The organism is Chthoniobacter sp. (assembly GCF_040003245.1).
Classification (GTDB): Bacteria; Verrucomicrobiota; Verrucomicrobiia; order Chthoniobacterales; family Chthoniobacteraceae; genus Chthoniobacter.
Window position 1 is genome coordinate 24,122 of sequence record NZ_JBDUCX010000003.1, and the last position, 23,552, is coordinate 47,673.

Annotated in this window: 17 protein-coding genes; 7 read left to right on the forward strand and 10 right to left on the reverse strand. The window is 63.8% G+C overall.

Annotated features, from left to right (window positions below; translation table 11 throughout):
- Positions 1-6: 6 nt before the first annotated feature.
- On the reverse strand, positions 7-903 hold the full coding sequence (locus ABJF10_RS00775; protein WP_348542597.1) for a DUF58 domain-containing protein: 897 nt from the start codon (positions 901-903) through the stop codon (positions 7-9).
- A complete protein-coding gene (locus tag ABJF10_RS00780) occupies positions 900-1,904 on the reverse strand; it encodes a MoxR family ATPase (RefSeq protein ID WP_348542598.1) in 1,005 nt (334 codons plus the stop codon). Before ABJF10_RS00780 ends, ABJF10_RS00775 begins: the two co-directional genes overlap by 4 nt.
- Here ABJF10_RS00780 and ABJF10_RS00785 point away from each other — a divergent pair.
- Positions 1,903-2,583: a hypothetical protein gene (locus ABJF10_RS00785; RefSeq protein ID WP_348542599.1), complete on the forward strand. Its 681-nt coding sequence runs from the start codon at positions 1,903-1,905 to the stop codon at positions 2,581-2,583. The genes ABJF10_RS00780 and ABJF10_RS00785 overlap by 2 nt on opposite strands.
- Positions 2,584-2,606: 23 nt before the next feature.
- On the opposite strand, the gene ABJF10_RS00790 is transcribed toward ABJF10_RS00785, so the two are convergent.
- From ABJF10_RS00790 to ABJF10_RS00825, 8 genes are all read right to left on the reverse strand, one after another.
- Entirely contained in the window at positions 2,607-3,038 is a 432-nt protein-coding gene (locus tag ABJF10_RS00790; protein ID WP_348542600.1) for an EamA family transporter, read from the reverse strand.
- A gap of 6 nt (positions 3,039-3,044) precedes the next feature.
- A complete protein-coding gene (locus ABJF10_RS00795; RefSeq protein ID WP_348542601.1) occupies positions 3,045-6,020 on the reverse strand; it encodes a VWA domain-containing protein in 2,976 nt (991 codons plus the stop codon).
- Positions 6,017-7,816 (reverse strand): ATP-binding cassette domain-containing protein, encoded by a 1,800-nt coding sequence (locus ABJF10_RS00800; protein ID WP_348542602.1) that lies wholly within the window; start codon positions 7,814-7,816, stop codon positions 6,017-6,019. The genes ABJF10_RS00795 and ABJF10_RS00800 overlap by 4 nt, the downstream gene beginning before the upstream one ends.
- Positions 7,806-9,143 carry a hypothetical protein gene (locus ABJF10_RS00805; RefSeq protein WP_348542603.1) on the reverse strand — a complete coding sequence of 446 codons (1,338 nt, stop codon included), beginning with the start codon at positions 9,141-9,143 and terminating at the stop codon, positions 7,806-7,808. Before ABJF10_RS00805 ends, ABJF10_RS00800 begins: the two co-directional genes overlap by 11 nt.
- A complete protein-coding gene (locus ABJF10_RS00810; RefSeq protein ID WP_348542604.1) occupies positions 9,140-10,159 on the reverse strand; it encodes an extracellular solute-binding protein in 1,020 nt (339 codons plus the stop codon). Before ABJF10_RS00810 ends, ABJF10_RS00805 begins: the two co-directional genes overlap by 4 nt.
- Complete coding sequence (locus ABJF10_RS00815; RefSeq protein WP_348542605.1) at positions 10,156-11,748, reverse strand: hypothetical protein; 1,593 nt, start codon at positions 11,746-11,748, stop codon at positions 10,156-10,158. The genes ABJF10_RS00810 and ABJF10_RS00815 overlap by 4 nt, the downstream gene beginning before the upstream one ends.
- Before the next feature lie 57 nt (positions 11,749-11,805).
- Positions 11,806-12,153 carry a hypothetical protein gene (locus ABJF10_RS00820; protein ID WP_348542606.1) on the reverse strand — a complete coding sequence of 116 codons (348 nt, stop codon included), beginning with the start codon at positions 12,151-12,153 and terminating at the stop codon, positions 11,806-11,808.
- Between the two features lie 207 nt (positions 12,154-12,360).
- Positions 12,361-14,382 carry a cation-translocating P-type ATPase gene (locus tag ABJF10_RS00825; protein ID WP_348542607.1) on the reverse strand — a complete coding sequence of 674 codons (2,022 nt, stop codon included), beginning with the start codon at positions 14,380-14,382 and terminating at the stop codon, positions 12,361-12,363.
- A 207-nt stretch (positions 14,383-14,589) separates the two neighbouring features.
- Between ABJF10_RS00825 and ABJF10_RS00830 the strand changes: the two genes are divergently transcribed.
- The 6 genes from ABJF10_RS00830 to ABJF10_RS00855 all read left to right on the forward strand — a co-directional run bounded on the left by ABJF10_RS00830 (position 14,590) and on the right by ABJF10_RS00855 (position 23,546).
- On the forward strand, positions 14,590-14,901 hold the full coding sequence (locus ABJF10_RS00830; RefSeq protein WP_348542608.1) for a DUF5808 domain-containing protein: 312 nt from the start codon (positions 14,590-14,592) through the stop codon (positions 14,899-14,901).
- A 549-nt stretch (positions 14,902-15,450) separates the two neighbouring features.
- Positions 15,451-16,488: an NAD(P)-dependent oxidoreductase gene (locus tag ABJF10_RS00835; RefSeq protein WP_348542609.1), complete on the forward strand. Its 1,038-nt coding sequence runs from the start codon at positions 15,451-15,453 to the stop codon at positions 16,486-16,488.
- Positions 16,489-16,687: 199 nt separating this feature from the next.
- On the forward strand, positions 16,688-18,670 hold the full coding sequence (locus tag ABJF10_RS00840; protein WP_348542610.1) for a patatin-like phospholipase family protein: 1,983 nt from the start codon (positions 16,688-16,690) through the stop codon (positions 18,668-18,670).
- Complete coding sequence (locus ABJF10_RS00845) at positions 18,624-20,150, forward strand: AMP-binding protein (RefSeq protein WP_348542611.1); 1,527 nt, start codon at positions 18,624-18,626, stop codon at positions 20,148-20,150. The genes ABJF10_RS00840 and ABJF10_RS00845 overlap by 47 nt, the downstream gene beginning before the upstream one ends.
- A gap of 60 nt (positions 20,151-20,210) precedes the next feature.
- The gene (locus ABJF10_RS00850) at positions 20,211-21,437 is read left to right on the forward strand and encodes a thiolase family protein (protein WP_348542612.1); all 1,227 of its coding nucleotides are present in this window, start codon (positions 20,211-20,213) and stop codon (positions 21,435-21,437) included.
- A gap of 3 nt (positions 21,438-21,440) precedes the next feature.
- A complete protein-coding gene (locus tag ABJF10_RS00855; RefSeq protein ID WP_348542613.1) occupies positions 21,441-23,546 on the forward strand; it encodes a 3-hydroxyacyl-CoA dehydrogenase NAD-binding domain-containing protein in 2,106 nt (701 codons plus the stop codon).
- The last annotated feature ends 6 nt before the right edge of the window (positions 23,547-23,552 follow it).

Here is a 23,552-nt window from a genome sequence, read left to right on the forward strand (position 1 = left end):
GGCGCGCTACACGATCCAGCCGCGGCGGCGCATGATGTCGAAGACCACGCGCTCGAAGGGCTCGGCGCTGGAGATCGACAGGAATTTCCCCGAGCGCTGCTGGCAGAGTGCGGTGAGCTGCGCCTCGTGCGCGAGACGGTATTCGTGATAGAGCGAGAGCAGGTCGCCCGCGGCGGAAATGTCGAGATTCGCCGCGGTCTCGCTGTCGACGAAACGCAGGTCGCCGGCGATTTCGGGAGCGAGCTCCGATGGGCCGAGGATTTGCACGGCGCAAATCTCAAGGCCCGCATTATGCAGGAGATTGAAGGAACGCCGCAGGTCGCCGTCGGTCAGAAAATCACTGATCACCACGGCGACACCGCGCCCGCTGTGCTGGCGGAGAAAGCCCGCGATCCCCTGCTCCACCGGCGTATCGCCACCGCCCTCGATATTTTCCAGAAAGGCGAAGAGCTTGCCTTGGGCGCTGCGTCCGCGCGTGGGGCGAAGCCGCAGCGACGGCCCCGCGGTGCCGAGCGCATAGGCGCTGACTTTTTCACCGCCGCGCAGCACCAGCACGCCGAGCGCCGCGGCGAGCCGCTGCGCGAGGGCAAACTTCTCCTCGAAGAGCATCGAGCGCGAGGCGTCGATGAGCACCGCGACGTGCAGTTCTTCCTCCTGGTGGAATTGCTTGAGATACGGCCGCTGGATGCGCGCGAAAATGTTCCAGTCCACAAAACGCACGTCGTCGCCAGCCGTGTAATCGCGATAGTCGCAGAACTCCGTGCTCGTGCCGCCTTTCACGCCGAGATGCTCGCCGCGCCCGCGATTGGTGAAGCGTCGCGAGACCTTGAGCCGCAACCGCGCGAGCCGGTCGAGGTCGCGGTTCGAGAGCAGCGTGGTCAGTTGCGGCGCGGGGACTGTCATGCGACCGCTTCCTCCGGCACCGCTTTGCCCGCGTCGACGACGAGGGCTGGTACGCTGAGGTTTTCGGCGAGGCCGTCATAGTTCAGCAGCACGCGATGCCCCAGCACCTCAGGCACGAAATGCCGCACGTCCTCGAACGCCACGTGCGCGCGGCCTTCGGCGAGCGCCCGCTCGCGGGCGGCGCGGATGAGGGCCTGCACGGCGCGCGGGCTCGCGCCCCATTTGACGAAGCGCTTGACGTCATCGCCGGATTCCACGGCCTCGGGATGCGTGCAGAGCACGAGGCGCACGGCGTAGTCGCGGATCGGATCGGCGACCACGACTTTTTCCAGAATGGCGCGGAGCGCGAGGATGCGGGCGCCGTCCATGATCTTCGGCACATCGGCGCCGCCACCGAGCGTGGTGCGGCGGACCATTTCATTGAGCTCCGCGCGATTTAAGAAGGGCACGTTAAGCTTGAACATGAAGCGATCCAACTGCGCCTCGGGCAGCGGATACGTGCCCTCCTGCTCGAGTGGATTCTGCGTCGCAAGCACGAAGAAGGGCTGCTGCAACACATACGTCGTGCCCGCGGCGGTGACGCTCCCTTCCTGCATCGTCTCGAGTAGCGCGCTTTGCGTCTTCGGGGTCGCGCGATTGATTTCATCGGCGAGCAGGAGCTGGGTGAATATCGGGCCGCGACGGAACTCGAAGTTGTAGCGCCCATCCGGTCCCGCGGTCATGACGTTCGTTCCCACGATGTCGGCCGGCATCAGGTCGGGCGTGAACTGGATGCGGCGGAAATCCAGCGTCAGCGCGCGGGAGAGCGTCTTCACCAGTTCCGTCTTGCCGAGTCCCGGGACGCCTTCGAGCAGCACATTGCCGCCCGCGACGACCGCCGTGAGAACGCCCTCCACCACGCGCTGCTGGCCGACGATGACCGTGCCGACGGCCTCCCGCAGTTTCTGGAAATCCGTCCGGAATTGCTGGGCCTCGGCCTGAAGTTGAGTGGGGTCGCTCATGGTGGTGCGCACCATTCCAGAACTCTCGTCATTCGTCGAATCTGGAATGTCGATATTTACACTACAAGCGGTGTCTTTTGCGGAGACGGGCAAATTAATACTCAATGCTGGGCAACCAACCACGCGTATGATTCTCGCCGAGTTACCCCCACGCCACATGGCCTCCGCCGCGGAAGAGCCCGCCATGGAGCCATTCCAACGAGTACAGCGCGACGCCACCACCGCGATGGAACAGCGAGGCACCCTCCTCGCCCAGTCGGCCGAATATTTTCAAAACGTATTCGGCGGGCGGACACCGACATTGCACGAGAAGTTATCCTGGATCGAGGAAAGGGTCCGGGAATCGGCCTCCTGGATCACCTATCGAAATAACATTTACCTCGTGGTGATCGAAATGACTTCGCCACTGATCCATGCTTGCATCCGCCGTCATGATCGAAGGCCGTGCACGGATTGGAATCATATGCAGCAGATCAAAAGCGAATTGATCGGACCGGAGCACGAGGCCGTGGAATTATTTCCCGCCGAAAGCCGACTGATCAACACCACGAATGAATACCATCTTTGGGCGCATCCGAAATCGGGTTTTCGATTTCCATTCGGCTTTTCCTGGAACCGGTTTGTCATGAATCAGACCCCATCTCAGACCGGCAGCATGTTGGAAGTAGCCGGCGGGTAACTGTCGTATTTGCTAAATAGTTACTACTTCCATGTGAGCACGGCGATGCCAACGAGGATGAGACTTCCGCCACAGGCGGTCTTCCGCGTGAAAGGCTCGTGGAGGAGCAAAAAGGCCAGCAGCAGCGTGATGATGATGCTGCCTTTGTCGACGAGAGCGACGAAGGAAACCGTGCCGGTCTTCATCGCCCGGTAGTAAAAAATCCACGAGAGCGAAGTGGTGAGGCCACTGAGCGCGAGCAGCAGCAGATCACGCGGGCGCGCCGCGGCGAGGGCTTCCATGGGACGTCCGGAGGTCCACACAAACGCATTCGCGACGACGAGGGCGAAAACGACGCTGGTGCGCAACGCGAGGCTGACATCGGGGCCCAGCGTCTTCATGCCGCTCTTGGCGAGGATCGAGGTGAGGCCGGCGAAGAGCGCGGCGAGGAGAGCTTGGATTTTCCAGGGTTCCATGGCGGTTTATTTCTGGTCTTGGTCGCGTTTGCGTTTGCGAGCGAGGAGACGCTCGGTGGTGGAAATGGATTCGGCGGAATCGCTGGGAATGGGCGCCGCAGACTTCGGCGCAGCGGGTGGCGCGGGTTTGATCGCAGGTTTGAAGCGGGGTTTCTGAAGACCCTCGGACGGGGGTTTGATCGCGGCCTCGACGCGGCGTTTTCGACCCAGCAGGGCACCCATGGTCGTGGTGGATTCTTCGGCCTTCTTGCCAAAGGTGAACCAGCCGCGGATGACGCTCCAGTCGAGTTGGACCCGGCGCACGGCAACATCGATCGGCAGCAGGCAGGCGAGAAAGAGAAGGAGCCAGTCAAAGACTGGTCGGGAGCTTTCGTGGGACTGACGCGCGGGATGATAGATATCCGCGTTGCTTCCATCCAGGACGCGTCCGCCGGTGCGCGCGGCGATCTGCTGGAGCAACCGCGGATTGCTCCGAAAGTTGAGGTACTCGGGAGAGTAAGGAACGGCGAAACCCCCGAAAAGCTGTTCGGGCCCGTTTTCCTTGCCAGGGCGTCCGGCAGCAGCGACGGAAACCTGGTAGCGACCTTTGCCGGAGAGCGGAAATTGCGCCTGGTAACGGCGCGAGCCGGTCTGGCGCAACGGCAGATCGATGGTATCGCCGCGTGGCCCGGTGACGCGCGCGGCGATCTCGAGGAACGCGTCGTCCTTGGCGAAGTCCTCGACGGAAACGACGCCGTTGTTACCGGCGGCGAAGGTATTGAGCCGCAAGTCATTCGCCTGCTCGACGCGCGAGACTTCCTGCGCGAGCTGCTTCACGAAAGCGCGATACTTATCCCAACCCAGCCAGTCCTGCGCCCACGAGGCGCCAAGGTCGCTAGTCCACGCCGCGGTGCTGCCGAGGCCGAAGCGCCACGTGGCGAGCAGCGGGTCGAGCTGGTCGGGCGCGTCTTTGTCCGGTGGCACGCGCAGGATGGTGCTGGCGCGCGGCTTGGCCGTGGTGAGGACGTAGCCGCGCAAGGGCGGCACTTGCTCGATGCCCTTGAGGACGGGCGAAGGAAACTCCACGACGGGCGTGAATGTTTTGTTTTGCAGCATCGAGCGCTTCAGCGTTTTCGCTTCCTTGATGAAGATGCTCGGGAGCGCGGCGGGATCTTCCGGAAAATAATAGCGGCCGCCGGTCTGCTGCGAGATGGCCTGCATGATGGAGATGTCGCGACCACCGTGCGGATTGATCGCGATCATCGTGACGCTGACCTTGGCGTCCACGAACTGCTGGACGAGCGCGGGCGTCGGCGGGGATGGATCGCCGTCGCTGATGACGATGAGGTGCTTTAGCGCCGCGTCGCTCTGTTGCAGGCCGGCGAGCGCGAGCTGCATGGGGCTGTGAAAATCGGGCATGTCGCCGGGCTCGGCGGCGTTGATGAGCGGGACGAGCTTGTCGTACTGCGCGGCGGGCGTCAGCGGGAAGACCCATTGGTAGCCGCTTTTCGCGCCGGCCCAGTCATAGTCGATGAGCCCCACTTCATCCTGCGCGCCGAGCACGCGGATCGCCTCCTTGGCGATGCGCTTGGCCCAGGTGTTGCCCTCCGCGAATTCGCAAGTGTGCAGGATGATCGCGAGTGCGCCCTTGGGCAGCACCTTCTTTTGCTTCACGTCCATTTCCACGGGCAGCGCTTCCTCGATCGGGGTGCGGTGATAACCGCCGGGCCCAAAGGTTTGCGGGCCACCAAGCATGATGAAGCCGGTGCCGTGATGATAGACCGAGTCGCGCAGGGCCTGGAGTTGCGGCGGATCAAAGGCATCGGCGGGCGCATTCGCGAGGATGATGAGATCGTAAGGCAACAGCGCCGTGGCTTCGCGCGGGACTTCGTAGGCCATGCGCACCTGGACGACGCGTTCGCTGGCCTTGAGCGCCGCGACGAGCGGCTCCCAATCGCGCGTATCGGCGCGTGTATCGGTCAGCAGCAGCACCTGGCCGGCGCCGCGCAGGTAGAGATCGGCGATGGCGACGTTGTTCTCGGACCAGCCGTCCTCGCCGGCGGCAACCTCGATCGTGGCCGCGTATTCGTAGTAGCCCGGTTCGCGGAGATAGAGCGGGAGGGTGAAGCGGTTCTTGCCCGCCGTGTAGGTGACTTCCTTCTCGAAGATTTGTTTGCCATTCTCCCGCAGCCGCAAGGTGCCATGGCCGGGCGCGAGCGAATTGAGCAGCACGGTGGCCTCGTACGTTTCGCCCGCTTTCACGACGCGCGGGAGATCGAGGCGCTCGAGCCACACTTCCTTGTCGTAGGAAAAGCTCACGGGCAGGACGTCCACCGCCACGCCGCGCGCTTTCAATTCATCGACCTTGGCCAGCGCGCTGCCTTCGGTTTCGTTGCCGTCGGTGATGAGGACGATGCGGCCCTGGTTTTCCTCGGGCAACATGGCAGCGGCGAGGCTGAGAGCCTGGCCGAGATCGGTGCCGTCCTTGGCGACGCGCGAGTTGATCGCCTCGAACGGGAAGCTGGCGCGCGGCGGCAATTCCACGGCCGCGTCCCGGCCGAAGACCACGAGACCGGCCTCGTCCTTCTGCGGCTTGGACGTGGCCGTTTGCATGATCCATCCGAGGGCCTGGTCGCGCACCTTGGCGCCCATGGAGTCGGAAACATCGAGCGCATAGACCACGGAAAGCACATCGCTGCGGCGCACGGCGCGCGGCTCCGTGAGCAGCAGAATGAACGCGGCGATCATGATGAAGCGCGTGAACAGCGCCACGAGCGCCCGCCCGCGCGAAAGCCCGGAGCCGCCCGCGTGATGCAGCCACCACACCCACGGCAGGACAGCGGTGAGCGCGAAGGCCGGACGATACGAAAACCGCAGCAGTCCGCGCCATTCCGCGAAGACACAACCCGCACCGAACAACGCAAGAAAGATCAAGAGAGGCAGAAGCGCAACGAACGTGAACGGCCGCCGGGCCCGGGGAAACAAGGCGCGCAGCGGGTTCATAGCTGCAACGAGACGAGGCGCCGGTTCTTGGTATCGGCGATGCGCAGGCGCAGGCGGGAATCGATGGCCAATCCCCACGGCGTGGAGAATTCGCCGTCCCCGCTGCCGGTGTGACCGAATCGCCCGAGCAGCTGGCCTTCGGTGCTCACCTTGGTCAGTCGCCCGCTGCCATATTCGATGACGTACAGCGCGCCGTCACCGCCGGCGGCGATGTCGTAGGGGAGATTGAAGTCGAGGGGCGGCTGGCCAGGGGTGCCGAGCACGCCGAGGTACTCGCCCGCGTCGGTGAAGATAAGCACGCGGTTGTTCACCGCGTCGGTGATGTAGACCTTGCCCGCGAGCCACGTGAGTCCGGAGGGCCGCTGAAATTGTCCCGGCCCGGTGCCGAAGCTGCCAAAGCTCGCCAGCCACTGGCCCTCCCGCGAAAATTTCTGGATCCGGTCATGCCCGCCGTATTCGCACACGTAGAGGTTCTCCGCGGTGTCCTTGCAAATACCCACCGGGTAAATGAACTCGCCGTTTTCCTTTCCCTGCTGGCCGATATTTTTCAGCCAATTGCCGTCGCGGTCGAACCACACCACGCGATGATAATGCGTATCGCAGACCACGATCCGGCCGTCGTGCAGCACGACGATGCCTTCGGGTTTGCCCACCTTTACGTCGAGCATGTGCCACTGCCGCAGGAGCGCGCCGTCGGCGTTGTAAATGAGCACACGGCCCGCGGTGTCGAGCGTGGCGATTTCATCGCCGAGGCCGATGGCGAGGCTGCGCGGAGTCGGAATGGACGCGCCTTCCGGCGGGAGCTGCCAGGTGCGCCATGCACGCGGGGTCAGCGCGGCGGTCGAGGCGTGGCGCTGGCAGCCGGTGAGGAAAAAGAGCAACGCAAAACAGAGCAGCGCGGTGAGTTGCACGAATTTGCCGGGGCGGAGTTCATCGCGCGCGGGGCGATGAAAGAAAGTGCGCGTGGCATTGCTGGGCACATGCCGCAATTCGATCTCGGCGCACGCCCCGCGAAAATGGGAAGCTTCCACCCGCAACGCCCCGGCGTCCGCGGGAGCGACGGCGAGTTGCTCGGGCCGCAGGCAGCGCGGCGTGGCGAGTTGGAGCCGCAGCCAGCGGCGGGCCTCCGTGGGGGTGAACCAATTGCCCGCGCCGAGGTAGCCCATCAATTCTTCATCGGGCGGTTCCGCGTAGAGCGCCGCCACCGGTCCGGCCTGCAGGACGCGCCCGGCGCGCAGGCAGAGCGCGTGTTGCGCCTCGCCGACGGCGGACTCGGGCGTGTGCGTGGAGAAGACGAGCGAGGCGCCGGTCCTGGCCAGGTGCTCGCGGATCACGCGCCAGTAATTGCCGGCGCGTGCCGGATCGACGTGCGCCAGCGGTTCGTCCATCACGAGGACATCCGCTTTCGTGGCCAGCGCGCGGGCGACCGCGAGGCGCGACTGTTCACCCTGCGAAAGCTGGGGCGGGCGGGCGGCTTGCTTCTCCGCGAGGTCGAAGGCCGCGAGCAATGTCTCGATGCCATCGCGCGAGCCGCAGGCGATTTCCAAATGTTCCAGCCCAGTGCAATGTGGCCACAGGCCGCCATTCTGCGGAACCCACGCCACGCGCGGCGCGCCGTGAATCGCGCCGCGATCCGGACGCTCGAAGCCGGCGAACAGATTGAGCAGCGAAGTCTTGCCTGCTCCCGACCAGCCGATGACGGCCGTGACACCCGCCGGGATGGCTACCGAAACCTCGCGCAGTCGCGCCGGATCGAGCGAGACGGCATCGAGTTGCCAGAGGGGATCAGCGGCCATGCCCGCGTGCATAGAGGCGCCATGCCGTACCGGTCAACAGCAGAACGAAAATCGGCGTGGCGAAAGCCGCGAGCATCATCGCGGAAAGCACCGCTGTCTGGCCATAGTGTGCGAGATTATGCAAGCGGACAAAGACCGGCGTGAAGCCCGTGGGCGCAAGGATGGAGGAGGCCGTGAAGTCGAAGTAAGCCCAGCAAAACAGGATCCCGGCCGCGATGACGCGAGGCCGCGTGTCCAAGTCCCAGATCAGCCGGCGGCTGCCCATTTGCCGGGCAATGTGCGCGGCGGGAGTCGGTCGCAACCACAGCGCGCCGAGCAGCAGCGCCAGCGGCAGCAGGAGAAGGATGAGCGCGAGGCCCAGCGGAAGAGGAGTATCGTAAAAGGCGCGCCACAGCGGCACCTGGAAAAGTGCGAGCAGCAGCAAGGAGACGATCAGCGCGCCCAGCAATCCGGGAATAACGAGGAGGAGCGCGAGCGCCGGAGACTTGCGGGCCAAGGTAGCGATGCCGGTCGCCGCTCCCGCAGCCACCAGCGCGAAGGCGACGCTGGCACCCAACTCGCCGCCCAGGACGAAATTTTCGGTCAAGCTTGGAATACCCGCAACGGCCTGCCCGGCCACGATCACCAGCGGCACGATGCAGACGGCCGAGGCTGCTATCGCGAGGTAACACCACGGCCCCGCTCCACCGCGCGAAGCTGTTTCATGCGTGGCGCTGGGCAGATCGCGTTTGGCCAGAGCGATGGCGGCGAGCACGCCGAGCTGCACGGCGAGCGGCCATGCGGCGAGACGCAAGGTGGCGCCGAGGGCAGAGCCGCCGACCTGCGCATCGAAGACCGCCATCGTCCATGTCTTCACACTCCACAACGAAGCCAGCTCGAAATCCGCGAAGGCGAGGAGGAAAACGAGGCCGCCGGTAATCCACGGACCGTGCCCGGCGGCGCGCAGGTGAAATCGAACGCGAGGCCACCAGCCAGCAGGAGCGTGCATCCGGAAGGCGTGCCGCGCTTCCGCGGAAAGCGGCGGCGGGAGCAGCACGCGCAACACCACCGCCACGGGAATCAGTTTCAACGCCAGCACGCCGATGTAGAGCGCCTCGTGACCCCACGCGGAAACGATCAACGTCATGGAGAATTTCACCAAGGCGTAGCTGACGAGGAGCGGCGGAGTGAAGAAAGGAGCGAGGAGGAGAATCCACGCGAGCAGTTTGGCGCGTCCCTGTTGTGCGGCCAGCCAGCGGCCCAGTGGCGCGGAGACGGCGATGGCCAGCAAGGCGATGAGCAGGGCGCGCCCCAAGGCCATGGCTGTTTGTGCGCCGATGCTGTTCATGGTGCGTATTGCGATTTCAACCACGCGAGGCATTCCGCGCGCGCCGCCCCGAGTGCCGTGAGGTCTTCTCCGTCGCGCGCCCATTGCGCCAGTTCCCGCACCTCGGCGGAGAGCCGATCCGCTGGCACCAGACCGAGCGGGATCTGCCGCGATTTCGACGCGGCGAGCGCCAGTTCCGTTTCCTCGCTCAAGAGAAAATCCACGAGCTCACGCGCCGCGCGGGTGTGCTTCGCCCCGCGAATGATGGCGACAGTGTTGGGAATGCAAATCGTCTTCCCGTTGTCTAATCTTACCGGGGTCATCGCCACGGGATGCCCGTCATCCTTCGCCTCGAAAAAATCGTCCGTGTCCGAGAATCCCGCGAAGCACACGCCATCGGCCACGGCGTCCTTCACCGCGGCGTTGCCATTCAATTCCTTCACACCGCAACGCCGCCAGTCGGCATGCCAGGCCTTGAGCTTGTCCCCACCCCACAAGTGCCAGAGCAGCGTGTAATGCGTGAGCGTCGTCCCGTAGAGCGGCTTCGCGATGGCGACGTGCGAAAGATCGCTGCCCGGCAACAGGCCGGTGATATTCGGCGGGGTCGTGCCGATCTTCGCGGTGTTGAAAATTACCAGGCGCAACCGCGCGGCGAATCCCGTCCAGCTTCCGTCGGACGCCTTGAACGCCGCGGGAATGCGCGCGTAACCGGGACCCTGATACGGCTGCAGAATCCCGCGCTCCTGCAGGTCGAGCATGCCGAGCAATTCATTATTCCAAAACACATCGCAGCGCGGCGCGTCCTTTTCGCGAATGAGCAATTCCGTCAACCCGAGCGATTTCGTGGCTTCGGTGTCGAAACGGATGGCCACGGGAATGCCGCTGCGCTTTTCGAAATCACGGAGGATCTTTTCCGCGTAGATGGCGTCGTGCGCGCAGTAGACGACCAGCGTGCCGCGATGCGCCGCGCGCCACCACCCGCAGACACCGAGCACCAGCACGGCCCCGAGCGCGATCCACGCGAGGCGATTCCTCATTTCTTCTCCGGCAGCGTATCGAAGTATTTCTTGATCGCGTCGTGATAGCCGGGCGGCACCTGCTCGGCCTGCAACGCCTCACTCACGCCCTGCTTCACCCCGCGCACGGCTTCGCGGAATTGCTCCGCGCGCTCCCCGGTCTCGCCCACTTCCTTCGACTTCCATTCGAGCAGCATCTTGCCGTTGCTCAACATCGACGTCGACTTCTCGGACTTGAAGCCCGTCGTCACCGAGTCGTCTTCCGGGCGCTTGGCCCCGTTGCCCGTACCCGGACCGTTGCCCGCCCGGGCCTCGCCTTGCGGATCTTCCTGCAGTTCCATCTCCGCCATCTTGGCCGCGAAGAGCGCCGCATAATCCTCCTTGCCCTCCCCATCCTTGCCGGCCGCGCCATCGAGCTTGCCGGCAGCGGCGAGCTTCTTCGCCATCTGCAAACTCTTGAGCGCCTCTTCCAGCGATTTGCCGTCCTTCATCGATTGCGCAAGCTGCTCGAGTTCCTGCTTGCTGAGCTCGAGCGACTTCATCGCATCCTCCGTCGCTTCCTGCGCGAGTTCGCTCAGCTTCGCCGCATCGACCTGGGCCAGCGCGCGGCTCAGCGCCTCGTCCACATTGGGCGATTTCACGATGTTCTTCATCGCCTCGGCAAACTGGCTGAGCCGATGGGCGAGCTGCTCCTGCGCGGCCCGCTTCTCCGCGGAATCCGGCATGGCCGCCATCTTCGCCAGTTCCTTGCGCAAATCCCCCAGTTCCTGCTTGATGCCGGAGAGGTCACCCTTCTGCAATTGCTCGCGCCACTCATTGCGCTCCTTGGCATTCATCGGGCCGAAGCTCTGCGCCGATTTATCGAGCGCCTGCTTGAGCTGGTCGTTGTTCACCTTGCGCCAAAGCTCCCCGAGTTCGCGCTGCTCCTCGCCGAGTTGTTTCAACGTGCTGTCTTTCTCCTTCGGTTGCGCTTCCTTGAAAGTCTTGTCCAGCTTGGCCAGCGCCTGCTGCATTTGCGCGGCCTGGCGCTGCGATTCCTCGGCGAGCGTCTCGGCGCGCAACGCCGTGATCTTGCGAATCTCCTGCAGCTTCTGTTGTTGCTGCGCGGATTTCTGCCGCTGCTCCACCTTCCGAAAGGGATCGAGATGCGGAACCCAGCGCAACGCCGCCGCCACGAGCAACCCCGCGACGACGATTTGCAGCGCCCCCGACGTCCAGCGAAAGGGCAGCACCCGCGCCAGATCAATCTCCGGCGCGCGCTGTTCGGCTTCCCCCTGGACCACCGGCAGAAATTCCCCCGCGCCATCCGCCTGGAGCACCGCAGAAAGAAACAGCTCCTTGGTCCCCGCATGCGCATCCACCATTCGCGCCACCCGCTGCTCCGCCGGCCGGCGGATGAGCAACAGCGCGAACATCAACGCCCCGCCCCCCAAACCCGCAAGGACCAAGCTCGCAAAGTGATCCGTCACCAACCCAAGCAGCCGCGCCACCGCCAGATATGCCAGGAAAAGAACTGCGCCCGCGATCAAGCCCAGCCGCAATCCAGCGCCGAATGAGGCCAGCATCATCCGCGCAGCCGCGCGGCGGAGCAATCGCTGGGTTTGACTCATATCCGCACAGCTAATCCCACCGGCCCCTAGGAGCAATGCCGAAGAGTCCGGGACGACTTACCCGCCGATCCCGTTATCGAGCTGCAGCCAGTGGAGAAAATAATACTTCAGGGCCACTGCCGGCAGCACAATCACCAGGAGATAAACAGCAAACCCGAGCATCAAACGGAGGCCGGTCTTCCGGCTTTTCACAATCGCCAGCCAGGCAAAATAGAGGCAAAATAGCAGACTCGCGATGCACAGGTAATGGTAAGGCGTGGCGATCGCTTTGTCATAGTCGGTCAGATGCCCATCCGGAAAGCCCGCCATGCCATTTTCCGACTGGCACACGAACGTGATCACCAGCAATCCGCAACACACGAGGGCTGACAGGATGCGGAATCCGGTTGATCTCAAGTCATTCATCGGGGATGTGGTTCCAGAAATTTGGGGGCCGGATTGGGGACTGTGGTCAGGAAAAGAACGGCACCCACGATCAAGCCACGCCGCAACCCGCCGCCGAATGAGGCCAGCACCATGCGAGCGGCCACGCGGCGGAGCAATCGCTGGGCTTGACTCATACCGGCACAGCTAATCCCACCGGCCCGCGGGAGCAATGCCGAAGAGCCGCGACTATTTCCCTGGAGATGCCGGAGTCGGGCCGAAAAGCAGGCGCAGACTGTTGAGCACGACGACGAGCGTGCTGCCTTCATGACCGACCACACCCAGCGTAAGGGGAATTTTTTGGAAGAGTGCCAGCGTGACGAGCACCACAATGACGCCCAGCGAAAGGGCGAGGTTTTGCCGGATGATCGTGCGCGCGCGACGGCTGAGCTCATAGGCGGCGAGGAAGTTTTCCAGGCGGTCGTTCATGAGCACCACCGCGGCCTGCTCCAGGGCGGCATCGCTGCCGCGCGCGCCCATGGCCACGCCGACGTGGGCAGCGGCGAGGCTCGGCGCATCGTTCACGCCGTCGCCAATCATCGCGGCGCGGCTGCCGTTTTTGTTGAATGACTGGATGATCTCGAGTTTTTGCTCAGGCTTGAGGCCGGCGCGCACGTCGTCGAGACCGAGCTCGGTGCGCAGAAAATCGGCCGCGCCCTGGTTGTCACCCGTGAGCACCACGGTGCGCAGGCCGCGCCGGCGCAACTGATCGATCAGTTCGCGCGCCTCCGGCCGCAGGTCGTCGCGCAAGAGCAGGCGTCCGCAAAAATCTCCCGCCGAAAGCCAGACTTCGGAGACTCCGATGTCCTGGGGCGGGGTCACGGCGAGGCAATCGGCGTGGCTGGTATCCTGCGCCCACGCCCGCCGGCCGAGACGCAATTCGCGGCCGTTGCACCGGGCCGTGATGCCGGCGCCGGAAGTCTGGGCGAAGTCGGTGACCTCGATCGGCTCGATGCCGCGTTGCCGTGCATAACGCACGATGGCGCGGGCGAGCGGGTGATTCGAGTGACGATCGAGCGCGCAGGCCAGTCGCACGACTTCTTCTTCATGCCCGGGCGGGAAACTCTCCACCTTCTCCACGCGCAAATCCCCGGAAGTCAGCGTGCCCGTTTTGTCCATGGCCACGATCTTCACCTCGGCGAGTTGCTCCACGGCCGCGCCGCCGCGAAAGAGGATGCCACGACGGGCGCCCCACGCAATGGCCGCGAGAATCGCCGAGGGAATCGAGAGCACCAGCGCGCACGGCGAAGCGACCACCAGCAGGGTCATCGCGTGGTAGAAGGCGCTCACGTCGCCCGGCACGGAAACGAACGGGCGATGATGGAGCGGCAACCACCAGACGAAGAACATCACCGTCGTCAGGGCAAGGACGCCGTAGGTGTAATGCGTGCCGAAGCGATCGGTGAAACGCTGCGCGGGTGCCTTGTTGCGCTGGGCATTCTGAATGAGCTGGATGATCTTTTGCAGGGCGCTTTCCTGCGCGGGCCGGCTGACCACCGTCTCGACCACGCCCCAAAGGTTGAGTGTGCCCGCGAGCACGGAATCGCCCACCGCCTTGTCCACGGGTTTCGCTTCCCCGGTCAGCGTCGATTCGTCGGCGGCGGTTTCGCCTTTGACGACTTCCGCATCGACCGGGAATTGATCCGAGGGCTTGATGCGGAGCCGCTGTCCCGTGCGCAACTCCGCCACGGATACAACGGTTTCCGTGCCCGCTTCATCGAGCACCGTGGCCGTTTTGGGTGCGGCATTGAAGAGAGAGCGGATTTCGTTTTGGGTCCGTTCCATGGCGTAGTGCTCCAAGGCGCCGGAGAAGGAAAACAGGAAAAGCAGGACCGCCCCTTCGTTCCATGCGCCGATGGCCGCCGCGCCGCCCGCCACAGCGAGCATGAGGAAATGAATGTCGACCTCGCGATGGTGAAGTTTTTCCCAAACTTCCTGGGCGGTGAACCAGGCGCCCGCGAGATAGGCCAGGCCGAACGCCACGAGAGCCGGCGCCGGGAAACCACCGCGCGCCGCCAGCCAGCCGGCGATACCGAAGACGGCGCACAACCCGCTCGCGATCAATTGCACCCGCCACTCGCCCTCATGGTCGTGATCGTGGTCGGGTAATTCCACCTCCCGGTTCGCGACCCGCGGCAGCCAGCTCCGGCGTGGTTTGTCCACGGGGAGGGGAAGGACCGCGGCGGGCGACTGGTCGATTGGCACAGGCATGGGTTGCGTAGTCATTGCATCGCACCTGCCACCCGCTTTGTCAGCCCGCGACTGGCGAAAGCGCAATTTCCGCATCGCGTTGGACAAGACGTGGGTGGTTCCTTGCCCCGCCCCCTCGAACTATTTCTTGGTCATGATCCAGCTTGTTGGAATATCTGCTGCGGTGCAGCCCGCCTGGCGGGCCTCAATCATGCAGCGGCAACACCTATGAACCATCCTTCCCAAGATCAATTGCACGCGGATCCCGCGAATTGGAAATGGGGCATCTTTTATTTTTGCCGGGACGATCGACGCATCATCGTGCCGAAACGGATTCGTGGTCTGGGGTGGACGATCAACTTTGCCCGGCCGTCGGCGCTCGTGTGGCTGGCGTTCATGCTGCTGTTCATCTATGGCACGCTGGCTTTGGCCCGTTTGGCCGGGGCGAGTCACGATGCGCAGTTGCTGATCAAAGTCCTTTTGGCATTCGGCATCATCGGTTTCTGCTCCCGCATGGCGAACGCCAGCAGCAAGAGTTGAGTCATTTTTTACTTGACTTTTTGGAGGCGATGTGCAATACTCGCGCGCTGGAAATGGGAGAGGGGTGAAGGGAGTTTGATGACTGCGGCGGCGGCAAGATGGGGTGGTGTTCTTTGACAGACTGATCGGGAGCGACTTGGTGCCTTGGTGGTCCGGGACCGGACCGAGTGACACCTTGGCTGGTCAAGGCGGGTCAAGGTCCGATTTTTTCGGGCGCGGGAACCTTGGGCGGCCGAACCGTGGCCCGCCGGGAAATCCGGCCCGAATTAAGGTGGCTTAAGGTGCCTTAAGGCGATTTAAGGTCGGAGTTTTTTTAAAAGCGGCCGACGACAGGGTGCGCGTGAGGCAATGGGCCATGGCCTTCGATCGCACCCCGGCCCACAGAGGGTGCGATTCGGGGTTCAGAGGAAATCAAGGCGACTCAAGGTAAATCAAGCCAATCAAGGTGCTGGATTTTTCGCGGGACGGGCGGCGAAAGCGCAATTTCCGCATCGCCTTGAACAAGGGGCGTGTGGTTCCTTGCCGCCACGCTACGAGAATCCTTTCCACGTGATCATCTACTTCGTCGAAACCGAGTCCGCTGAAGAAGAGTACTTTGCCGGGCAGCTGGCCGCGCACAATGTCCGCTTCGTCGCACAGCTCGATGAGGTCGGCGAGGACGTGGAGGTGCTCAGTGTGTTTATCAATTTCCGCGTGACGTCGGAATTCCTCGCGGCGCACCCGCGGCTGCGCTTCATCGCGACGCGGTCGACAGCGATCGATCATCTCGACCTGCCGACCTGCCGGGAGCGCCAGATCGCGGTGGCCAATGTGAACGACTACGGTTTCACCACCGTCGCGGAGCACACCTTTGCGCTCATCCTGGCGCTTTCCCGTCGCTTGCGCGAGGTGATGCTCATCCCGAAAGGCGGCAAATTCTCCTACGCGGAGAAACGCGGGTTCGACCTCGCGGGGAAGACGCTCGGGGTCATCGGCATGGGGCGGATCGGGCAGCGGGTGGCCGAGTTGGCGCACGCGTTTCACATGACCGTGCTGGCCTACGATATCGACCATCCGGCGGGCTTGGAGCAGGCCCTGGACTTCACTTTCGTGCCGCTCGACGAGCTGCTGCGCGAGGCGCACATCATCTCGCTCCACGCCCCGCTGTCCGCCGACACCTACCACATCCTGAATCGCGAGACGCTGGCGAAGTGCCGCGAGGGCGTGCTGATCGTGAATACCGCCCGGGGAGCGCTGGTCGACACCCATGCGTTGCGGGAGGCACTGGACTCCGGCCAGGTTGGCGCAGCGGGACTGGATGTCTTGCAGGACGAGCGCGTAATGCGCCAGTCTGTCTCAGGTATCATCGCGGCCGATATCGTCCAGCACCTCCGGTCCGACGCGGCGGCGCACGATGCCCACGATGCCGACCGCGTGCGAGAGCTGCAGGAATTGATGCTGGGAGACGACGTCCTCTCGCGCAGCAACGTCGTTTTTACCCCGCACGTGGCCTTCAATAGCGTCGAGGCCGTCGAGAGGGTAAAACGGGTGACCTTGGAGAACATCACCGCCTTCGTCGCGGGCCGGTCCCTAAATATCGTCCCCTGAGGTGAATCCACCTGGAAGGTGGGCGGCGATTTGTTTTACGGCATCGTCCATGCTATAAATCAGATGTATGTTCGGCTGGCTTAAAATAAGAAAAGCTAACCCGGCGACGCTGGCGACCAGAAGGGCAGAGGTAGTTCTGGAGCCTCCAGCAGATACGGGAAACCGAGGTTTGGCCGTCGATACTCTGGTCCCCCACCCTTTGCTGGCCCTCTTGCCCCCGGGAACGCTGGATCGGCTGATCGCCGATTCCGCCATCGCGGAATATCCGAAGGGCACGGTGATCTACCGGGAAGGTTCCCCCTGTGAGGCGATTTTCCTGATCCTGAGCGGGCGTTGCGAAGTTCAGAAGGATGATGACGGCATGGACTTCGTGGAGACGGTGGCCGGACCTGGCGATTTACTCGGCGACCGCGCGCTGCTCAATCACCACGCGCATCGACGGACGGTGATTGTAGCGACGCATGCGGTCTTGCTGCGCATTCCGGCGGTCGAACTGGAAGGACTTTTCGCCCAAGACCCGAGTGTGGCGGGGCGTTTCTCCCGGGGCGTTATCGAATGGCCGAGAGCCCTGCGCAAGGGCTCGCCGGTCCCGGAAGACGCGGTGAAGCGGGTGGTCTCCATTCTGCCGTTGTCGCCGCGCATCGACGCGGAAGTGGTGATCGCGCGGTTGGGGAGCGCGCTCCGGCACATCACCCAGCAGCGCACGCTCCTCGTCCGGCTCACGCGCACCGAGGGAGTGCCGATGCCGGTCTTCCCATCGCCGGATGCGGCTCTCGGCGCCGAGTTTTTCTTCGCGCGGCACGTGCATAGCCGGGAGGACAATGCCGATGAGCTCCACATTCGCCTGGATACCGAACCGCGCGACCTGGCGGGCATCGCGACGCTGATCAGCCATTGCGCCCGGCATTACGATTATGTGCTGCTCCATCTGCACCCGGAGTTGCCCTCCAGGGCGATGATCCAGACCATCATTGAATCCGATCTTGCCTACGTCCTGCTCCAGCCGAGCACGCAGAATTTTTACGACTTTAAACTGCTGCTGCACGAGGTGTGCGATCGCACGCAAGGCTCTTGCGGACACGTCAAAGCGATCCTGTGCGCCGAGGAGGCCATCGCCGCCCCGGAATTTCACAGTCTGCTCCAGCAATTGGGTCACCCGGCCCATTCGATCATGCGCGGTTTTCCACGGCGCACGGAGCCGTCGGCGGCGGACCACCGGTTCGACCTGCACGTCAACCGGCTGGCGCGGGAGATCGCGCGTTGCCGGGTGGGCCTGGCGCTGTCCTCCGGCGGCGCCAAGGGTCTCGCCCACATCGGCGTCCTGCAGGTGCTCGAGGAAAACGGGATCGAGGTCGACTGCATCGCCGGGGCGAGCATGGGAGCGTATGTGGGCGGCATCTGGGCTTATGGGCTGGACGGGGCGAAGCTGGAAAAGATCGCCCGTGAAGTGGAAGGCCGCTGGGGTCTGCTGCGGCTCGTGGATCCGGTGATTCCGCCCCGGCGTGGTTTCATTCGGACGCGACGCACGGTGGCGCGCTTGCGGCGATCGATCGGCGACGCGCATTTTTCCGATCTCATTCGTCCGCTGCGGGTGCTGGCCACGCGGCTCGATACGCTGGAGCGCGTGGTCTTTTCCGCGGGCGACGTGGCCAGCGCCGTGGAAGCCAGTATCGCCATCCCAGGCGTCTGTGTGCCGGTCACCCTCGACGGCGACATCTATATCGACGGTGGCATCGCCGATCCGCTGCCCGTGGATGTGCTCATGGAAATGGGCATCGAGCGCATCATCGGCGTGAACGTCATCCCTACACCCGAGCGGCTGCGCTACTGGCTCGATTGCGGCCGCGAACAAAACGGCCGCGAGCGCGCTCCCTCGGCCTTCGGGCGTTTTCTCCACCAGCATTTCGATTACGGCGCCCACGGCAACATTCTCGATACGATGATGTGCGCGATCAATGGCGCGCAGACGCGGGTGGCCGAGGCTTCCGCGCGCGAGGCCGACGTAGTCTTGCGTCCGCTGGCCAACGACGCCGTATGGCACGACTTCACGCGTCCGCAGAAATACATCGCGCTCGGCCGGGCCGCGGCCGAGGCGCAGCTCACGGAATTGCTGCGGCTCGCGAAACCCACCCCTTATGAAAACGCCATCCCACTGGCCGTCCCACCCCCAATCGCTGCGTAGCTGGCAACTGGCCCGGTTGCGCACTTACCTGCGCGATACCGTGCTGCCCTTCTCGGCGCACTACGGGCGAATGTTTCAAAAGGAACATCTATCTCCCGAAATGCTGCGCTCGGCGGATGATCTGCGGCGCATCCCCTTCACCTCGAAGACCGATTTCCTCCCCGGCAGTGACGGCAGCGATCCGGTGCGGGACTTTGTCCTCGTCCCGGATCGTGCCGTCCTCTCCCGGCGGCCGGCCACGATCTTGCGCGCGCTATTGCGGGGAAAAGCGGCGGTCGCCGAGGGCTTCGAGCGGGAGTTTCGTCCCCTGTTGTTGACGAGCACCACGGGGCGCAGCAGCGAGCCGGTGCCCTTCATCTATACGGACCGCGACATCGAAAATCTCCAGGTCGCCGGCGCCCGGGTCTACGGGCTGTGCGGCGCGACGCGCGAAATGCGCATGCTCAACATGTTCCCCTTTGCGCCGCACCTGGCGTTTTGGTTCGCTCATTACGGCGGCGCGGAATTTGGCACGTTTGTCCTCGGCACCGGCGGCGGCAAAGTACTCGGCACCGACGGCAACTTGCGGCTCATCCGGAAGATCAAGCCGGATGTCCTCATCGGCATGCCGACGTTTCTCTACCATCTGATGCAAGGCGCGGTGAGCGAGGGCATCGAGTTGCCCAACCTGCGCAAGATCGTGCTCGGCGGCGAGAAGGCTCCCGCCGGAACACGCCGGAAACTGCGCGCGTTGGCCGCGCAAATGGGCGCGCCGAAGATCGATGTCCTGCGCACTTACGGATTCACCGAGGCGAAGCTGGCGTGGACGGAATGCCCCTTCGACGAAGATGCCGGCTCGGCGGGCTATCACGTGCATCCCGACCTGGCGCTGATCGAGATCGTCGATCCGAAGACGGGAGAGCCGCGCGGCGAAGGCGAGCCGGGCGAGATCGTCTTCACGCCGCTGGCCGCGCGCGGCTCGGTGGTGCTGCGCTATCGCACCGGCGACTGTATCGACGGCGGGCTCTTCCACGAAACGTGCCCATTTTGCGGCGCCATGGTCCCGCGGCTGGTCGGCGAGATTTCGCGCACCTCGGAGATTCGCGAACTGCAAATTGGCAAACTCAAGGGGACGCTGGTAGACTTCAACCGCCTGGAGCATGTGCTCGACAATGCGGAACACGTTGGCACCTGGCAGCTCGAATTGCGCAAGCAACATGACGACCCCCTCGATCTCGATGAACTCGTGCTTCACGTCACGAAGGCGGATGACTGTGGCGAAGCGCGGCTGCGGGAGATGCTCAATGCGCGCTTTTTCAGCGAGGTGGAAGTGCACCCCAACCGCATCGAATTTCACACCGAAGAGGAGATGAAGACGATGCAAGGCACGGGCACACAACTCAAGGAAGTGCGGATCATCGATCATCGACCCAAAGGGGACGGGAGCATGCCAGGCGTGGCCAGCCCGCGAAGCGCACTGAGCAGCCCATCCAACTCATGAGTTCACCCACCCTACGGCCCGCGCGAGAGGCCTTTCACAGACGTAGAACAGCCAAATCCTATGAATGAGCGCATGGTCATTGTGGACGGCGTGCGAACGCCTTTCTGCAAAAGCGGCACCGAGCTTTCCGCTTTTTCCGCGGACGATCTCGGGCGCATCGCGGTGAATGCGCTGCTCACGCGCACTGGGCTGGATCCGGCACTGATCGACGAAGTGATCTTCGGCTGCGTGGCGCAACCGATGGAAGCGGCCAATATCGCGCGCGTGATTGCCTTGCGCGCGGGCATTCCGGAATCGGTTCCCGCAGTAACGGTCCATCGCAACTGCGCGTCGGGTTTTGAAGCTTTCACCACGGCCTATGAGCGCATGGCGGCGGGACGCGGTTCGATCTACGTCGTCGGGGGAACGGAGAGCATGTCGCACGTGCCACTGCTCTTCCAGGAAGCCACGGCGCGGAAATTTACCGATCTCGCCAAGTCGAAATCCACGGCGCAAAAGCTCAGCGCACTCACCGCGTTTCGCGTGGCGGATTTCGAACCGCGCGCCGGCTTAAAGCTCGGCCTCACTGATCCGGTGTGCGGCTTGAACATGGGTGAAACGGCCGAGTTGCTGGCGCGCGAGGATGGCATCACGCGCGAGCAACAGGACGCCTTTGCCTTGCAATCCCACCAGCGTGCGCTGGCCGCGGAAGCGCGACTGGCCGAAGAAATGTGCCCGGTTTTCGTCGGCGGAAAAGCGCTCCTGCGCGACAACGGGCCGCGTTCTGATCAATCGATGGCCGTGCTCGGGAATCTGCGCCCGGTGTTCGAAAAGTATGGGACGGTGACGGCGGGCAATTCGTCGCAGATTACCGATGGCGCGGTCGCCCTGCTCTTGATGACCGAGTCGCGCGCGAAGGATCTGGGATTTCAGCCATTGGGTGTGCTCACCGCCTATGCCTACGCGGGCTGCGACCCCGCGCGCATGGGACTGGGTCCTGTCGCCGCCATCGAGCGCCTCGCCAAATTCAGCACCCTGAACCTCGCCGACGCCGACCTCGTGGAAATCAACGAAGCCTTTGCCGCCCAAGTGCTGGCGGTGCTCGCGCGATTGAAGCCGGGGATTCCACCCGACAAGCTGAACGTCAACGGCGGCGCCATCGCACTCGGGCATCCCGTCGGCGCCACAGGTGCACGGCTCGTCCTGAGCAGCTTAAAGGAACTCGCCCGACGCCAGGCCAAACGCGCGCTCGTCACGCTCTGCGTCGGCGGCGGCCAGGGCGGCGCCATCTGGTTGGAAAGGATTTAAGCCATGCCCAATATCCAACGCCAAACCCTGGAAGACGGAATCATCGTGCTGAAGTTCGATCGGCCCGATTCGCCCGCAAATATTTTCGATCTCGAAACGCTGGCCGAACTCGAATCGCACCTGGATGAACTGGGGAAGCCGGAAGCCGTCACGCGCGGGCTGATCATCGCGAGCACCAAGCCGGGCATCTTCATGGCCGGGGCGGACCTACATGCCATTCGCAAGATGAACACCGAGGAGGTGAAGAATTTCATCCAGCGCGGGCAGGACGTTTTCAACAAGCTGGCGGCGCTTTCTTTTCCGACGGTGGCCGCGGTGCACGGCGCGGCGCTCGGCGGCGGCTACGAGGTGTGCCTCGCGTGCGATTGGCGCGTGGCTTCAACGGACAGCGCGACCAAGATCGGCCTGCCCGAGACGAAGCTCGGGATCATTCCCGCGTGGGGCGGCTGCACGCGCCTGCCGCGTCTGCTCAGCGTGCCCAAGGCACTCGACATCATCCTCGGCGCGAAAGTGCTGCCGGCGAAGCAGGCCTTGCGCGCGGGATTGGTGGATGAAGTCATGCCGCGCGAACACTTGCTGATCGCGGCGCGGCGCTGGCTGGAACGCGGGAAACGGGATCATGGCTTCACCCACTCCGCCACCGTGAATGCGGTGGTGGACGCCGTCATTGCTCCGGGGGCGCGTCATGATGTCTACAAGAAAACGCACGGCAACTTCCCGGCGATCGACAAGGCGCTGGAAGTGATCTTGAAAGGGTCGTCCTCGTGGGATGAGAAGGACTCGCTCGAGCGGGAGCGCGAAGCGGTGACGGAGTTGATCGCCAGCGATACCACCCGCCAGTTGCTGAATCTCTTTTTCCTCCAGGAAAAAGCGCGCAAATTTTCCGTGACGAAGGCGGCGCGCGATGCGAAGCCGGTGGCCCGCGCGGCGGTGATCGGTGCGGGCATCATGGGTGCCGGCATCGCGCAGTGGCTCAGTGCTCGGGGAGTGTCGGTCATCCTCCGCGACATCGATGCGGAGCGCGTCGCCGCGGGCATGGGCAAAATTGCGGGACTTTATGCCGCCGGCCTGCGCTCGCGCACCTTCACGGAACGCGACGTGCGAGTGGGGATGGATCGCATTTCACCCGCTCCGACAGAAGTGCCGTTGAAGGGTGCCGATATCGTCATCGAAGCCGCGGTGGAAAAGATGGATATTAAAAAGAAGCTCTTCCAGCGACTGGACGAGCTCGTACCGGAAGACACCATCCTGGCGACGAATACCTCGGCGCTGTCGATCAGCGAACTGGCCGCCGTCACGCGGCATCCCAGCCGCGTGGTCGGCCTGCACTTTTTCAATCCTGTCCATAAGATGCAGCTCGTGGAAGTGGTCCAGGGCCGCGACACGTCGCCGGAAGTGGCCCAACGCGCGGTGCAATTCGCGCAACGCATCGGCAAACTGCCGGTGCTGGTCAAGGACAGCCCGGGCTTTCTCGTGAACCGCATCCTGCTGCCTTACATGATCGAGGCGGCGGCGCTGTTCTGGCAGGGCGCAAGTGTGGCGGATGTGGATTCGGCGATGCTCAATTTTGGCATGCCGATGGGACCGCTGCGCCTGACGGATGAAGTAGGCGTCGATATCTCGCTCGATGTGGCGGCGACGTTGGCGGCGGCCTTCCCGTCGCGCATGCACGTGCCCGACGTGTTGCCCGCATTGCTCGGCGCCGGCATGCTCGGCCGCAAGGCAGGCAAAGGCTTCTACAAATATCGCAAGGGCTCTGACGCTTCGCTCAACAAACAGGTCGTGAAGCTACGGCCGCCGCGCATGCCGAATCCGCCAAACCGCGACGAAATCGAAAACCGTCTGGTGTTGCTCATGGTGAATGAGGCCGCGCGCTGCCTGGAGGAAGGTATCGTCGCTTCGGCGGGTGAAATCGACCTCGCGATGGTCATGGGCACGGGTTTCGCGCCGTTCCGGGGTGGACCGTTGCGCCATGCGGACAGCGTGGCCGTCGCCAAGGTGGCCGATGATTTGACGCGCCTGGCCACCAGCGCCGGCCCGCACTACGCGCCCTGTACGCTGATCAAGGAAATGGCGAAATCCGGCCAGCGCTTTTACGACGACGACTAATCGCTC